This window comes from Streptomyces sp. NPDC048623, assembly GCF_040650755.1.
Classification (GTDB): Bacteria; Actinomycetota; Actinomycetes; order Streptomycetales; family Streptomycetaceae; genus Streptomyces.
In genome coordinates this window covers 55,615-69,649 of the sequence record NZ_JBEZHV010000022.1, presented here as the reverse complement: position 1 = coordinate 69,649, position 14,035 = coordinate 55,615, and the positions used below count along the sequence as shown (strand labels likewise).

12 protein-coding genes are annotated in these 14,035 nt (G+C 73.2%); 6 read left to right on the top strand and 6 right to left on the bottom strand.

Translation table 11 applies throughout. From position 1 onward, the window contains the following. Nucleotides 1-55 precede the first annotated feature (55 nt). Complete coding sequence (locus AB0C73_RS27630) at nt 56-625, top strand: TetR/AcrR family transcriptional regulator (RefSeq protein ID WP_362535334.1); 570 nt, start codon at nt 56-58, stop codon at nt 623-625. A gap of 48 nt (nt 626-673) precedes the next feature. Here AB0C73_RS27630 and AB0C73_RS27625 read toward each other — a convergent pair whose 3' ends face one another. After that, nucleotides 674-2,410 (bottom strand): immunity 49 family protein, encoded by a 1,737-nt coding sequence (locus AB0C73_RS27625; RefSeq protein WP_362535540.1) that lies wholly within the window; start codon nt 2,408-2,410, stop codon nt 674-676. Nucleotides 2,411-2,581: 171 nt separating this feature from the next. Here AB0C73_RS27625 and AB0C73_RS27620 point away from each other — a divergent pair, with 171 nt between their 5' ends. Further along, nucleotides 2,582-4,222 (top strand): hypothetical protein, encoded by a 1,641-nt coding sequence (locus AB0C73_RS27620; protein WP_362535332.1) that lies wholly within the window; start codon nt 2,582-2,584, stop codon nt 4,220-4,222. A 7-nt stretch (nt 4,223-4,229) separates the two neighbouring features. Here AB0C73_RS27620 and AB0C73_RS27615 read toward each other — a convergent pair whose 3' ends face one another. Continuing rightward, entirely contained in the window at nt 4,230-5,423 is a 1,194-nt protein-coding gene (locus AB0C73_RS27615; protein ID WP_362535329.1) for an FAD-dependent monooxygenase, read from the bottom strand. Between the two features lie 111 nt (nt 5,424-5,534). Between AB0C73_RS27615 and AB0C73_RS27610 the strand changes: the two genes are divergently transcribed. Then, nucleotides 5,535-6,254 carry a TetR/AcrR family transcriptional regulator gene (locus tag AB0C73_RS27610; RefSeq protein ID WP_362535327.1) on the top strand — a complete coding sequence of 240 codons (720 nt, stop codon included), beginning with the start codon at nt 5,535-5,537 and terminating at the stop codon, nt 6,252-6,254. 3 nt (nt 6,255-6,257) lie between these two features. On the opposite strand, the gene AB0C73_RS27605 is transcribed toward AB0C73_RS27610, so the two are convergent. Further along, nucleotides 6,258-7,484: a cysteine desulfurase-like protein gene (locus AB0C73_RS27605; protein ID WP_362535324.1), complete on the bottom strand. Its 1,227-nt coding sequence runs from the start codon at nt 7,482-7,484 to the stop codon at nt 6,258-6,260. A 153-nt stretch (nt 7,485-7,637) separates the two neighbouring features. On the opposite strand from AB0C73_RS27605, the gene AB0C73_RS27600 reads away from it, so the two are divergent. Continuing rightward, complete coding sequence (locus AB0C73_RS27600; RefSeq protein ID WP_362535323.1) at nt 7,638-8,597, top strand: LysR family transcriptional regulator; 960 nt, start codon at nt 7,638-7,640, stop codon at nt 8,595-8,597. A gap of 11 nt (nt 8,598-8,608) precedes the next feature. Here AB0C73_RS27600 and AB0C73_RS27595 read toward each other — a convergent pair whose 3' ends face one another. Beyond that, nucleotides 8,609-9,760 (bottom strand): hypothetical protein, encoded by a 1,152-nt coding sequence (locus tag AB0C73_RS27595; protein ID WP_362535320.1) that lies wholly within the window; start codon nt 9,758-9,760, stop codon nt 8,609-8,611. 128 nt (nt 9,761-9,888) lie between these two features. Continuing rightward, a complete protein-coding gene (locus tag AB0C73_RS27590; RefSeq protein ID WP_362535537.1) occupies nt 9,889-10,836 on the bottom strand; it encodes an ankyrin repeat domain-containing protein in 948 nt (315 codons plus the stop codon). A gap of 151 nt (nt 10,837-10,987) precedes the next feature. Here AB0C73_RS27590 and AB0C73_RS27585 point away from each other — a divergent pair, with 151 nt between their 5' ends. Beyond that, the gene (locus tag AB0C73_RS27585; RefSeq protein WP_362535319.1) at nt 10,988-12,100 is read left to right on the top strand and encodes a hypothetical protein; all 1,113 of its coding nucleotides are present in this window, start codon (nt 10,988-10,990) and stop codon (nt 12,098-12,100) included. Between the two features lie 184 nt (nt 12,101-12,284). On the opposite strand, the gene AB0C73_RS27580 is transcribed toward AB0C73_RS27585, so the two are convergent. Further along, nucleotides 12,285-13,412 (bottom strand): NADH:flavin oxidoreductase, encoded by a 1,128-nt coding sequence (locus AB0C73_RS27580; protein ID WP_362535316.1) that lies wholly within the window; start codon nt 13,410-13,412, stop codon nt 12,285-12,287. 184 nt (nt 13,413-13,596) lie between these two features. On the opposite strand from AB0C73_RS27580, the gene AB0C73_RS27575 reads away from it, so the two are divergent. Beyond that, entirely contained in the window at nt 13,597-13,995 is a 399-nt protein-coding gene (locus tag AB0C73_RS27575) for a MarR family transcriptional regulator (RefSeq protein WP_362535535.1), read from the top strand. The last annotated feature ends 40 nt before the right edge of the window (nt 13,996-14,035 follow it).

Sequence of the window (14,035 nt, the reverse complement as noted above, 5' to 3'; positions counted from 1 at the left end):
TGCCTAAACCTATTAGGCAACTTAATAATGGCTTTAGTCGCACGGGAGGAAGGTCATGGCCAGAGTGGGGCTCACCCCGGAACGCGTGACCCGGGCCGGGGCGGAACTCGCCGACGAGGTCGGCTTCGACCGGGTGACCGTCTCGGAGGTCGCGCGGCGGTTCGGCGTCAAGGTCGCGAGTCTGTACTCGCATGTGAAGAGCTCGCAGGACCTCAAGACCCGGATCGCCCTGTTCGCGCTGGAGGAACTCGCCGACCGCGTCGCCGCCGACCTCGCCGGGCGGGCGGGCAGGGACGCCCTGGTCGCCTTCGCGGACGCCTACCGCGACTACGCCCGCGAGCACCCCGGCCGCTACGCGGCCACCCGGCTCAGGCTCGACCCCGAGACGGCGGCCGCCAGTGCCGGCGTCCGGCACGCCCAGATGTCGCGCGCCCTCCTGCGCGCCTACGACCTCACGGAGCCGGACCAGACGCACGCGGTCCGGATGCTGGGCAGTGCCTTCCACGGCTACATCAGCCTGGAGGCTGCCGGAGGCTTCAGCCACACCCCCGTCGACTCGCAGGAGTCGTGGCTCTGGATGCTGGATTCCCTCGACACCGTTCTGCGCAACGGGAAGACCCCCTGACGTCCGGTCCGGCGTGCCGGATGCCAGGGGGTTCGGTGGGCCGGCCCCTCAGAACGGCTCGGCGGCCTGCAGCAGACGCTGCGGAAGGTAAGGGGACTCGACGCGGATGGCCCAGCCGCGGCGGCGGGCGTGGCAGGCCAGGGCGAGGATGTCGAGGTTGACGGAGGCGTCCGGATCATCGGCGCGGTCGGCGACCCGGTAATGGTCGCGGTGGGCTTCGAGCGCGTCGGCCAGGGCCAGGTTGAAGCTCTCCTCGTCACCCTCCACGAGCTGCGACAGGAGCACGGCCGGCGGCATGGCGAAGCCCCAGTTCCTCGCCTTCTCGGCCTGCTCCAGGGCCCGCTGCGCGGCCGTCTCCGGATCCGTGCCCGTCAGATACGCGTGCAGGGCCTCGCGGTACGCGGTGAAGGCGGAGCCGTCCGGGCGGGCGAAGGCGGGGCCGGTGAGGACCAGCGGGGCGAGATCCTCGCGTACGCCGGTGATGAGGGCGAGGGCGGTGGCCGTCTGCCAGTTCGCGGCACCGGCTTCCTCGCCCCGCTTGGCCGGGTAGCGCAGCGTCCGGCCGCCGACGGTCACCTCGGCCTCGGTGCCCGGCTCCGCGAGGGCGACGCGGAACAGCGCCGCCCCCGCCTGGGAGGCCAGCCGAAGAGCGGCGAGCTGGGCGTCCGTGATGCCGTCGGGGTTCCCGGCGCGCCACTTGAACAGGCGCTCCTGATCGCCCATGACACCGCCGAGCCGCCGGACGGAGAGAGGCCTTCCGCCGGTGGCGGTGAACGCCTCCTGGATCTCCTCCTCGTACAGGGCCTCGGTCTGCGGGTGCACCGACCAGTCGCAGGCCGGGCGTTCCACCACCAGCGGTCCCGCGTCGAGCGCGGCGACCGCGTCCGGCCGCCGGTTCCGGCCGAAGCCCGCGACCCGCGGGCCCCGGGTCTCGAAGCCGGTGATCAGCGCATGCGGGAGGTAGTCGGTGCGGACGGCGGGCGTCCAGCCCAGGGTCCGGTACGCGAGCGCGGCCAGGGCGATGGGGACGAGCGGGAGCAGGCTGCTCGGGGTGGCCGAGGGGCCGTGCAGGGTGCTGTGCCTGACCAGCAGGCCGGCCAGCGCGGCATCGAAGGCCTCCTGGTCCTCGGCGGCCAGGGCACGCACGGTGCGCAGCACCGCGCTGTTCGGATGGTCCAGGAGAGGCTCGCCGGTCTCCCCGGCGCGGACACGGACGCGGTCCAGGGCCGCGTCGACGGCGGCGAGCTTGGCCTGCGCGCTCGGCGGGTACTCCTCGTCGTCGCCGGTGTCGTCCAGGACCACGGCCATCAGCCCGGTGGCGAGCTCGCCGACGGGCGTACCCGCCACCTGCCCGGCGAACTTCTCCCGGGCGAAATGGAAGGCCTCGCCGTGGTGCCTGGCCCTCTCCGTCAGGACCGACAGACACAGCGCGTCGATCCACTCCCCGGGTGTGACGCTCTCCTTGGGAGCGTCCTCACCGGGGCCGTAGGTCATGCCGAAGTTCACGTACTCCAGGAAGATCTGGAAGCTGCAGTGCGGGTGGTACGCCGCGTAGGCGACGGCGCCGGCCGCGGCCTCGGCGGCGTCCTTGAGGGCGGCCTCGGCCTCGGGCGTGTCGAGGCCGGGTGTCTCGACGGACAGGGCGCCCAGGTAGCCGAGGAACTCGTCCGCGATCGACTGCCACTCGTAGGTGGCCATCCGGCCGGCCCGCGACATGGACCGCACCTGGCCCCCGATGCGGTTCGTGAAGTCCTCGCGCGCTGCCGACACGCCGGGCCCGCCCACCTGGTGACGCTCTATCCGCACTGCACCTGCTCCTTGATCGGTTCTCCGTCACAGCCTAGGCGCAGGAACTGACAGACCGGGAGCCGCCGTTCGGCACCCGCCCCCACCCGCACCCACGTCCGCCGCCACCCGCCGCCGCTGCCGCGCCCGGCGGTGGCCGATACTGGCCGCATGGGGGATCACGACACCGTCCACGCCCGTCTCCGCGCCGCCCTGCGCGCCGACGACCCGTGGACCGCGCTCAGCGCGCTGAACACCGGCCCGAGCGGCCGTCTCGCCGAGGCCGTCGAGGAGCTCTACCGGTCGGACGCGGACCGGGGCGCCCACCGCCGCTACCTCACCTGGCTCCTCCGGACCCTCGGTGAGCCCGGCGACGTGGCGCTGCTGCGACTGCTCGCCGAGCCCGCGTTCGCCGCCGAAGACCGCCAGGACCTGCTGAGGACCGCCGTGACGCGCGGGCTGCGCCTGCCCGCCGCGCTGCTGCGCACGTACGCGGGGGAGACCCCGGCGTCCGGCGGGGGCGACGCTCCCGCCGGTGACCCGCCCGCCCCCGAACTCGTCGACGCCATGGGGCTCTCCGGCGATCCGTCCTTCGCGCCGCGCCTCGGCGAGCTCCTCGCGGACCCCGCCGCCCCGCGCGGCCGCGCCGCGCTCGCGCTCGGCCGCCTCGGTGCGCGCGAGTGGACGGCGCCGATCGCCGGACGCCTGTCCGAGGTGACCGGACTCGACCACGTCGCGTTCGCCGTCGCCCTGGAGCTGATGGGCGACCCCGCCGCCGTACCGCACCTGCTCCGATGGCTGGCCGAAAGCGGCGAGGAGCGGGTGTACGACGTCCACCACGCGCTCGTACGGCTCACCGGACGCGACCCGCTCCTGCCGGAGGGGGCGAGCGGGGCGGCGTACGCGGCGGCCGTGCGCGCCGCATGGGCCGAGGGCGGCACCGAGCGCGCGCCCGCGGTGGTGCGGGACGTCGTCGTCGAGTCCGGCGCGCGGGCCCGGTTCTCCGTCGACGGGGGCGCGGGCCGGATCCGGATCGACTTCGACCCTCCGGCGCCCGGCTCGGCCTGGCCGCGCTGGGACCGGTCCCTGACCTTCGACCGCAAACCGCTGTACCGGGTCGGCTCGTTCTGCGACACGTGCGAGCTCGGCCTGTCGCTCCTCGGCTGGCCGGACGACGAGGCGGCCCGGATCGCGGCCCGCCTGCGCGGACGCCTCGCCGGCCTGGACCGGCTCGACGCCGCGCTGCTCGCCGAGTGGAGCCCCGTGCTCGGCGAGCTGGAGACCGGCCACTACCGCGCCCTGCTGCTCGACCTCCCGCTGGAGCGGGTGACCGACCCGGCCCGGTCGTGGTGGTGGCGCCGTACGACGGCCCGGCCGGAGGAGGACGACGACGCATCCGCGTACGCCGACGACAGCCCCGCGGACCACTGGCCCGGCGTCGCGCACTTCCAGCTCCCCACGCCCGTCCCGGGCGGCCGGATGCCGTCCACGTACGGCGCCCTCCTGCCCTCGCAGCCGCCGGAGGCGCTCGACCCGGCGACCGTCGCCGGGTACACCGCCGCGATCGCGGCGGGGGAGCGGCCCGCCGCCGTGGTCCTCGGCTGGATCGACGACCGGTACGTGGAGGCCCGCCACGAGGAGCGCTGGCTGGTCGGTGCGGTCCTGGACGGCCATCACCGGCTCACCGCCTACGCGGCGGCCGGCGTGCCCGCCCGCGTGCTCCTGCTCGCCCGCGTGGGCGGGGGCAGCAGCGCGGACGGCGGGCTGGAGGGCCTTGCGGAGGTGACCGCGGCGTACGGCTGCGCGGACTGACGGCCGGTCACGAGCCGACGCTGCTTCGGCCGACCGGGTAGTCGGGCAGGGCCACGGTGCTGCTGGTCTTCTCGAACAGCCTGAGCATGCCGTTCAGGAGCAGGCGCCGGGACAGCAGGGTGTTGCGGAGGCGTATGCCCGTGGCGGTGGAGGGGGCGAGGAACTTCCCGGTGCGGTCGCCGCCGGCCTGGCAGCCCTCGGCGTACCTGCGGAGCCTGTTCTCGTAGCGGGTGAAGGCCGCCCGGTGATCGCCCCGGGCCCGCGCGAGTTCGCCGGCCAGGACGTACGCGGCGACCACGGCGGTCCCCGTGCCCATGCCGCCGATGGTGGCCCCGCAGGCGGCGTCGCCGACGAGGCACACGCGCCCGGTGGACCAGGTGCCCACGTCCGCCCGGCTGATCGAGTCGAAGTACAGGTCGGTGGCCCCGCGCAGCGAGTCGAGCAGGCGGGGCACCTCCCAACCGAGGCCGGAGAACGCGTCCGCGATCAGCCGCTTCTGCTGATCGGGGTCGTGGCGGTCGTACGACAGCTCCGGCGCGGCGAAGACGAAGAACGCGCCCGCCCGTGCCGGATCCCGGTGGTCGGCGCCGACGGAGGCCAGCCGCCCCGGCGCGTTGTACCCGACCGAACCCTTGCACACTCCGAAGTCGTTGGGCAGGTGCCAGGTGGCGGCGTAGTGGCCGAGGTGGCTGACGTAGTCCTTCTCGGGCCCGAAGGCGAGGCGGCGGACGTTGGAGTGCAGTCCGTCCGCTCCGATGACCAGGCCGAATTCGCGCGAGACTCCGCTGCGGAACTCGACCCGCACGCCGGTGGAGGTCTCGGTGAGGCCGGCGATCGACTCGCCGAAGAGGTACTCGGTCCAGGGAGCGCTGTGCTCGTGGAGCACCCGGGCGAGGTCGCCGCGGAGCACCTCCAGCTCGCCGCCAGCGAACTCGGCCGGCAGGTTCAGCAGGGTGCGGCCGCGTGCGTCGACGAAGCGCATCGGGCTGCCACCGGTCTGGAGGCGGCGCAGTTCGGGGAGCAGGCCCATGCGTTCCAGCACGGTGAGGTGCGCTTCGCCACGGAAGTCGACGGCCTGACCGCCCTCGCGCAGGGCCGGGGCGAGTTCGACGACGGTGGGCCGGAATCCGTGGCGTCCCAGCCAGTGGGCCAGTGCCGGTCCGGCGATGCTCGCGCCGGAGATGAGGACGTTCCTGTTCACGGTTCTCCCCCTGTACTGAAACTGTGTCCGGTGGACACTGATATTTACTGTGTACCCTAGACACAGTTGTTGGGGCAAGGTCAGGGCGGCGAAGCCGGGAAGGTGGCGGACATGGGTGCCGAGCACGCCGAGGTGGTACGTCTGCTGTGGGGCCCGCACCCCAAGCCCGCGCGAGGTCCCAGGCCGACCCTCGACCTGGACCGCATCGCGCAGGCCGGGATCGGGATCGCCGACTCGGAGGGGCTGGCCGAGGTCTCCATGCAGCGGGTCGCCGCGCGACTCGGCGTGACCAAGATGGCCCTGTACCGGTACGTGCCCGGCAAGGCCGAGCTGGTCGCGCTGATGGTGGACGCCGCGATCGGCCCCTACCCGGCGGCGAAGACGCGCCGCGGCGGCTGGCGCGAGCAGTTGGAGGAGTGGGCCGAGCGGCTGCTCACCGTCTTCCGCCGGCACTCCTGGGCGCTGGACGCCACGGTCGGGCCGCGGATCATGGGGCCCGCGGAGCTGTCCTGGCTGGAGCGTGCCGTGTCCGCCCTGGACGGCACGGGTCTGAACGGTGCCGAGCGGATGGACGCGGCCGTCCTGCTGGTCGGTCACGTACGTGTCATCACCCAGCAGGCCCGGGCGGCAGGCCCCGCGGACCACCCCGAAGCCCAACTGGACGCCTTCCTCGGCGACCTGATGCGGGCCCACGGCGAGCGCTTCCCCGCGCTCACCGCGGCCCTCGCGTCAGCCGCCGAGACCGACGGGCAGGACCAGGCCTGGGACTTCGGCCTTCAGCGCATCCTGGACGGCCTGGCCGCCCTCATCGACCGGCGCGCACGTCCCTGACGCTCAGAGGAAGGAGGAGAGACCGTCGAGGAGCCGGTCCACGTCGTCGGCGGTGTTGTACGGCGCGAGGCCGACGCGCAGGGCGGGGTCCTCCAGCTTCAGGGCCGTGAAGGGCTCGTGCGCGTAGAACGATCCGGCGGGGGCCAGCACGTCGCGAGCGGCCAGGTGCCTCTGGGCCTCGCGCGCGTCGCGGCCTTCGAGGCTCATCAGAAGGGTGGGGGTGCGGTCGGCCGCCTTCGAGTGCGGGGTGACGGAGTCGCCCAGGGCGCGCAGGCCCGCTTCGAGCCGGTCGCGCAGCGCCAGTTCGTGCCGGTGCAGGGCTTCCAGCGAGCGCGTGAGCCGCTCCCTGCGGGTGACGTCCGCGCCGGGAGAGCCGGGGGAGCCGGGGGAGCCGGGGGAGAGGGCGGCGAGGAAGTCCACGGCCGCGGTGGCCCCCGCCAGGATCTCGTACGGCAGCGTGCCGAACTCGAAGCGCTCCGGCACGGTGTCGGGGGACGGCAGGAGCTTGTCCGGGCGCAGGGTCCCCAGGAGTTCGGGCCGGCCGGCCAGCACACCGCAGTGCGGTCCGAGGAACTTGTACGGCGAGCAGACGAACAGGTCGGCACCGAGAGCGGGTACGTCCACCAGATGGTGCGCGGCGTAGTGGACTCCGTCCACGTACACCAGGGCACCGGCCTCGTGCGCCCGGTCGGCGATCCGGCGGACGGGCGGCTTGGTGCCCAGCACGTTCGAGGCCGCGGTGACCGCGACCAGCCGCGTCCGGGCCGACAGCGCCCGCTCGAAGGAGTCGAGGTCGAGCTCCGTGGTCGCGTCGTCCAGCTCGATCCAGCGGACCGTCACTCCGGCCCGCTCGGCCGCCTGGATCCACGGGCGGACGTTGGAGTCGTGATCCAGACGGCTGAGGACGATCTCGTCGCCGGCCTTCCAGTCCTTGGCCAGGTGACGGGAGAAGTCGTAGGTGAGCTGGGTGGCGCTGCGCCCGTGGACGACGCTGCCCGCGGGCACGCCGAGCAGGTCCGCGTAGGCGGCGCGGAAGTCCGCCACGGCGCGCTCCGCGTTGAGCTCGGACGGGCTGACGACCCCCCGGTTGGACAGCGGGCCGGTCAGCGTCGCGGCGATGGCGTCGGCGACGGGGCGGGGGGTCTGGGTCCCGCCCGGGCCGTCGAAGAAGGCGAGGCCGGTGTCGAGCGACGGGAAGTGGGCTCGCAGAGCGGACAGGTCGATGGCCATGGCCTCGGCTTTCGGAGGGAGCAGCGGGTCCCGCGGCCGCCGGGAGGGGACGGGACACCGGGTGGGGTGCGTTCACCCGGCGGGCTTCCTAGACTCTGGCACCGGCGGCGGAACACGTAAAGCGATGGATCAAGAAGAGAGAGTTCACGGCTCATGAAGCCTCAGCCCGACCTGAAGCTCCTCTCCACTTTCCTGGCCGTGGTGAACCACGGCTCCATGGCCGAGGCGGCGGCAGCCCTCGGCTACGTACCCTCGGCGGTGTCCCAGCACATCGCCGCGCTGGAGCGCGACATGGGCATCGAGCTGCTCGTCCGCCGCCCGGGCAGCCGGCTGATCGTGACCGCCGCCGGCCGCTCCCTCGCGCAGGCTGCGCGGACCCTCTTCGAGGCGACCGCCCGATTCCAGGACGCCGCCGACGGCATCGCGCACCGTGAGATCGCCGAACTGCGTGTCGGCGCCTACCCCAGCGCGGTGAGCCACCTGTTGCCCGGAGTCCTGTCGGCTCTCGAATCCCGTGACCGAGGCGCCCGTATCCGTCTCGTCATCGTGGAGACCCCTGAAGGGCTGCCCAGGGTCAAGGCGGGCGACCTCGATCTGCTCATCGCCTACCGCTATCTGCCCGAGGACCCGCCGGCCTCCTCCCCCGAGTGGGCCGTCACCTCCCTGGGGTTCGAGCCGCTGGTCCTCGTCGCGGGCGCACGGCCGGGCCGTCGCCCGCTGGAACTGGCGGACTGCCTCGGAATGGGATGGACTTCGGGCCAGCCGCACAATCCCGACCGGCGGCTGCTGCACCGCTGGGCCGGAGAACTGGGGATCGCTCCGGAGGTCACCCTGGAGACCGAGGACCTGCACAGCATGCTCGCCATGATCAGAGCCGGACTGGCCGTGGGGCTGATCCCGGTCACCCTCCTCGGCGAGGAGACCGGCCCAGGTGAGGAGACTGGTCGGCCCGCCGTCCAGCGGGTCGCCCTGCCGGCCGGCTCCGTACCGCTCCACCGCGAGGTGCTGGCCGTGAGCAGACCCGGCATCCGCCCGCCGGTCATCGACGAGCTGGTGGCGCTCCTGGCCGAAGCGCTGAAGAGCATCCCGTCGTCGTACGTGGAACCGGCCTGACTCGGCGACCCCTACTTCTTCGGCCCCCGGAACAGGGAGAACGCGTTCGCGACGCTCTTCAGCGGTGAGGCGTCCTGCCTGGCCGCCGCAGGTGCGGGCACCTGGGGCGCGGGCTTGCCGCTGTTCGCCTCGGCGAGTGCGGCGAGCGCCGACTCGGCCGCCTCCCGGTACAGGTCGCAGGACGCGGTCATGGCTTCGAGCGCCTTGGCGTACCTGGTGACCATGGCCTTCGCGTGGACCAGCTCCTCGTCCGGGGTCAGCAGGTGCCAGCCCTGGCGCAGCCGGGTGAGGACGGGCTCGGCGTCGGCCGGCAGCGGCCGTGGCAGTGCGGCGAACTCCTTGATCTTGCCGAGGAGTTCGGTGGGTTCGGTGCCGTCGAGGAAGACGTTGCGCACGGTGAAGCGTTCGGCGTCGTGGCCCGGGTCCTTGGGCGTGGTGGGCAGCACGACGGCGCCGCCGCGCGGAATTCCCACGCCGAGCTCACGCTTCATCGCGAAGTCGGCGATCAGCGCCTGCTCGGGCGCGGCGCGGTGCTCGATCACCCGGTGCCGCAGGCTCGGCGGCAGGAACGCCGTGACCGGCTGCCGCCCCAACGCGTCCGGCGTCATCGCCTCGTGCACCACGACATGGATGAACCAGCTCTGCCGGGCGCAGGCCCGCAGCAGACGGCGCACCTCGTCGTCGTCCTTCGGCAGGTGGTTCGCCGCCCGCAGACGCACATCCGGCCCGTCCTCGTGGTCCCAGGGGACCTGGTCGCTGTCGGGCCAGAACACGGTGGCCGGTGACGGCCAGCCCGCCTGCCACGGCTGCTCCGCCTCGGCGGCGAGGACCCAGGCGACGCCCTCGCCCTCCTTGCGGCGGGACTCGGGCTCGTACGTGGTCAGTTGCGCGCGCACCGTGATGCCGTCGGCCACCCGCCAGCGGGCCTCGAAGAGGCGGCGGGCGGACGGGCCGGGGTCGGCGGACTCGTCACGGGGGTACAGGTCGGTGGAGCGAGCCGCCTCGACGGGGTCGAGGTCCAGGAAGTCGTCGATCACCCCGGCCGCCTTGAGGGCGATCAGGTTGCGCCGGACGTCCCGCTCGGGCTCGGCGCCGAGGTGATGCCCGCGGCCGAGCCACGCGGTGTCGGGGACGAGGGTCGGTGGAGTGCTGTTCTTGGCCATGGAACCGTTCGGTGGGTGATCGGGGCAGCCCGACCAGTATGGTCCGCGGCCCGGGCGAGGCAAGCAGTACCCCGTTCGCGGCGCCGTGAATCGGAGGCCGGGCCCGTGGGCGAGACAGGTTCACCCCGTCAGTGACTCCAGTAGTCGCGCTCCGGAAGCTCGACCCATATGTCCGGAGGACCGACCACGGCGCGTGCGTCGGTCGGACGCAGTCCGGCGAACGCGCAGGAGTAGGCCACGGCCCTGTACTGGTAGAGGTAGGAGTGCAGCACCGCTTCGGGGCCGTCGTTCTCGTACGGTCCGCCACCCGGGTGGAGGTCCCAGCCCTCGACGGCTCCGTGGCGGGCGATGCTGCCCTGGTTGCCGCTCTTGGGATTGGCGTACAGGCCGTAGCAGACGGTGCCGGCGGACAGCCGGGTGAGCACTCCCGGCATCTGCGGCGCGTATCCCCAGGGCTGTGTCACGATGCAGCCGCCCGGCACGGAGGTCACGCCGATGACACGCAGGCTCTCGTCCATGTCGTACGCGTACGGGTCTTCGAGCAACTCGTCGACGATTTCGTCCTCCACCGGTGCCGCCTCCAGACGACGCACCGCTTCGGCCGCGTCGATCCCGGCCACACAGGCCAGGCCCGTGCCGTCGTAGTGGAACTCGCCCAGTGCCGCGATGAGCCGACGGGCTTCCTCCGCCGCCGCGCGCTCGGCGGCGGTGAGGCACACCCCTGCCACGGGTGGGAAGAGGTCCGGCGTCGGCCCAGCGAGGCTCAGCCGCCCCGGTGACCAGCCGCCGAACGACGGTCGCCAGGGATCGGCCCCGGCAGCGGCGAGGGCACGCGCGTTCTCCGGCCTTCTGGAGACGACGGCCTCCCACAGGGCCGTCACCCCGTTCTCCAGCGCGTCCACGTCCTCCACGCGAGCGGCCAGCTCCGCGACGACCTCAGGAGAGCCGGAGAACGCGGCACGATGCAGCGGCCGGCCGCCGTTCCATCTCTCCGGATCGGCGCCTTCGTCGAGGCGCCGGCGAACGGCGTCATGGTCGGTCCAGTCCCAGCCCGTACCGGCCCAGCCGTCATTCATCGCTGTCACCGCATCCCCCCACCACTCGATCGCACGGCTTCTCCGTCCGCACACGCTCGCAATGCACACGCTCGCACACGGGTCTGACAACCCGGCCGAAGCAGGTGATCTCTGTTGCTGCCCGGGACGTCCGTCGGTGATGATCCGGGGCATGTCAATTTTCGTCATCGCCCTGGTCATCGGCCTCATGGGCGTGCTGACCGGCAAGCACCGCTCCCGCTCCCGGAGACCCGGGCGCCCCGCTGCCGACTTCGCTCCCGCCGCGTACGGACTCGTCCCGCGCGAAGTCCTGGACGCCGGGCGAGCCGGGCCTCCGCAGCCGGCGCACCGGCTCCAGGAGATGCAGGCCGTCGCCGACGCGGCCTGGGGCGGCGCCTGGCGTCCGGCCGCCGCGTACGTCGCGGCCGCCGGTGACGACTGGGACGCCCGCTGGTCCCGTACCGAAGTGCTGCAGGAGATCGCGGGCGAGGGCAGGGGCGACGGCTGGCTGCAGAAGTGGCGGTCCGTGGAGCCGGAGAACGCCGACGCGGCCACGCTGTACGCGAGTCTGCTCCTGCACCGGGCCTGGCAGATCCGGGGCTCCGGGTACGCCGACGAGGTTCCGGCCGATCGCATGAACCAGTTCCGCGCGATGCTGCCGCAGGCGATGAGCGCCGCGGTCGACGCCTCGAAGCTCGACCCCCGCAACCCCGGCCCGTGGGTCGTCATGATCACGGCGGCGCGCGCGATGTCGTACTCCCACAAGCAGTTCCGCGCCCTGTGGGAGGGGCTGACCGCCCGTGCCCCATACCACTATTCCGGCCACTGGCAGGCCCTGCAGTACTGGTGCGGGAAGTGGCACGGCTCGGACCGGCTGATGCTGGCCTTCGCCAGGCGGGCTGCCGGCTACGCCCCCGCCGGGAGCCCGCTCGCCGGCATCTACCTCCACGCCCTCCAGGAACTGGACAAGCGGGGAGGCACCGGCGGCATGCGAGCCCGCAGGTCCCGCGAGGTTCTCGAACGGGTGGCCCAGTCGCTCGGGCAGGTCTCCCCCGACGACGAGGCCCTTCCGCGGCTGCGGCACCTGCTGGCGCACTACCTGCTCGCGGCGCGCAGTCACGACGCGGCCCTGGAGCAGTTCCGTCTGATCGGACGCTGGTGCGGCGCGTACCCGTGGACCGAGTCCGGCGACGCGGTAGCCGCGTTCGACCGCGCCCGGGGTCTCGCCGCCAAGGGAGCGAAGCTCCAGGGCACCTCCAAGGGAACGGTCACGATGCCGCTCTGACGCCCCGGCCGCCCGGCCGAGCGGCGCTCCGTCGGCAAGAAGAGGCGGCGGCCCGCTGTCTCCGCGCCGGCCGCCCTGGTCCGGCGCGGCGCCGGAGGCGTGGCGATCGACGCCCCTGAACCATCTGTCGATTCGGGCCACGGCTCGAAGGAGACCGCGGCCCGCCGGCCTTCCGTACCGCGGACTAGCTCAGCGTCTTCAGCGCGGCCGCGTCGTACGCCTTGAGCTCGTCCGTCCGCCCCGCCAGGACCTTCGCCGCCCACTCCGGGTCCTGGAGCAGGGCGCGGCCGACGGCGACCAGGTCGAACTCGTCGCGCTCCATGCGGTCGAGGAGGTTGTCGAGGCCCCCGAGCTCGGCGCCCTCGCCCGCGAAGGCGCGGATGAAGTCGCCGTCGAGGCCGACCGAGCCGACGGTGATGGTGGGCTTGCCGGTGAGCTTCTTGGTCCAGCCGGCCAGGTTCAGGTCCGAGTCGTCGAACTCCGGGAGCCAGTAGCGGCGGGTGGAGGCGTGGAAGACGTCGACGCCGGCCGCGGCGAGCGGGGCCAGGATCGCCTCCAGCTCCTGCGGGGACTCGGCGAGGCGCGCGTCGTAGGCCTCCTGCTTCCACTGGGAGAAGCGGAAGATCACCGGGAACTCGGGCGAGACGGCCGCGCGGACCGCGGCCACGATCTCGGCCGCGAACGTCGTACGGGCCACGGCGTCGCCGCCGTAGGCGTCGGTACGGCGGTTCGTCCGCTCCCACAGGAACTGGTCGACGAGGTAGCCGTGCGCGCCGTGCAGCTCGACACCGTCGAAGCCGATGCGCTCGGCGGCCGCGGCGGCCTCGGCGAAGGCACCGATGACGTCGTCCAGGTCGCCCTGCGTCATCGCCTTGCCCGTGCCCTCGGTGCCGTCGACGCGGATGCCGGACGGACCCATGGCCGGGGCGTCGGCAACCGGCGCCTGGCCCTGCTTGCGCACCATGCCGATGTGCCACAGCTGCGGCACGATCGTGCCGCCCGCCGCGTGCACGTCCTCGGCGACCTTCGCCCAGCCCGCCAGCTGCTCCTCGCCGTGGAACCGCGGCACCCGGTCGCTCTGTCCGGCCGAGTCGTGGCCGACGTAGGTCCCCTCGGTGACGATGAGGCCCACGCCGGCGGCGGCGCGGCGGGCGTAGTAGGACCGGACGTCCTCACCGGGGACGCCGCCGGGGGAGAACATGCGCGTCATCGGCGCCATCACGATGCGGTTCGGGACGGTCAGGCCGTTCAGCGCGACGGGCCGGGACAGGATCTCGGCCGCGCGGGAGGCGGGGGACGCGGTGACGGTCACAGGGACGCTCCTCGGGGTCACTACTTGACAACCTTGATGCTTGAGAACTTCATGCAACGAGAAGACGGTAGAGGTCGATATTTGAGGTAGTCAAGTTTCTCGGGGTAGAGTGGCCCACATGACAGAAGCTCCTCGCACAGCAGCGCCCCGCGCGGACACGGCCGGCGCGGACACGGCCCGGCTCATGGAGCTGCTCTCGGTGTCGCTCGGCGTCTACTACGGCGACTTCACCGTCGCCGCGGCGAGCGAGAACCTCACGGCGAGCCAGGGCAAGGCGCTGACCGTGCTGCGCCGGGGACCCGCCGCGATGCGCGCCCTGGCCGAGACCCTGACCTGCGACGCCTCCAACATGACCGGGATCATCGACCGCCTGGAGAAGCGCGGCCTCGTGCGCCGGGAGGCCGACGCGTCCGACCGGCGCGTCAAGAACGTCATCCTCACGGCCGAGGGGGAGCGGGTCGCCGACGCGATCCGCGCGAAGATGCACACGACGCAGGACGGCCTGAGCAGGCTCGGCGACGCGGACCGGGACGCCCTGTACACCCTGCTGGAACGGGTCTTCGTCTCCCGCCCCTCCGCCTGACCCGGACCGCCGGCCCCGCCCCTCCGCCTGACCCGGACCC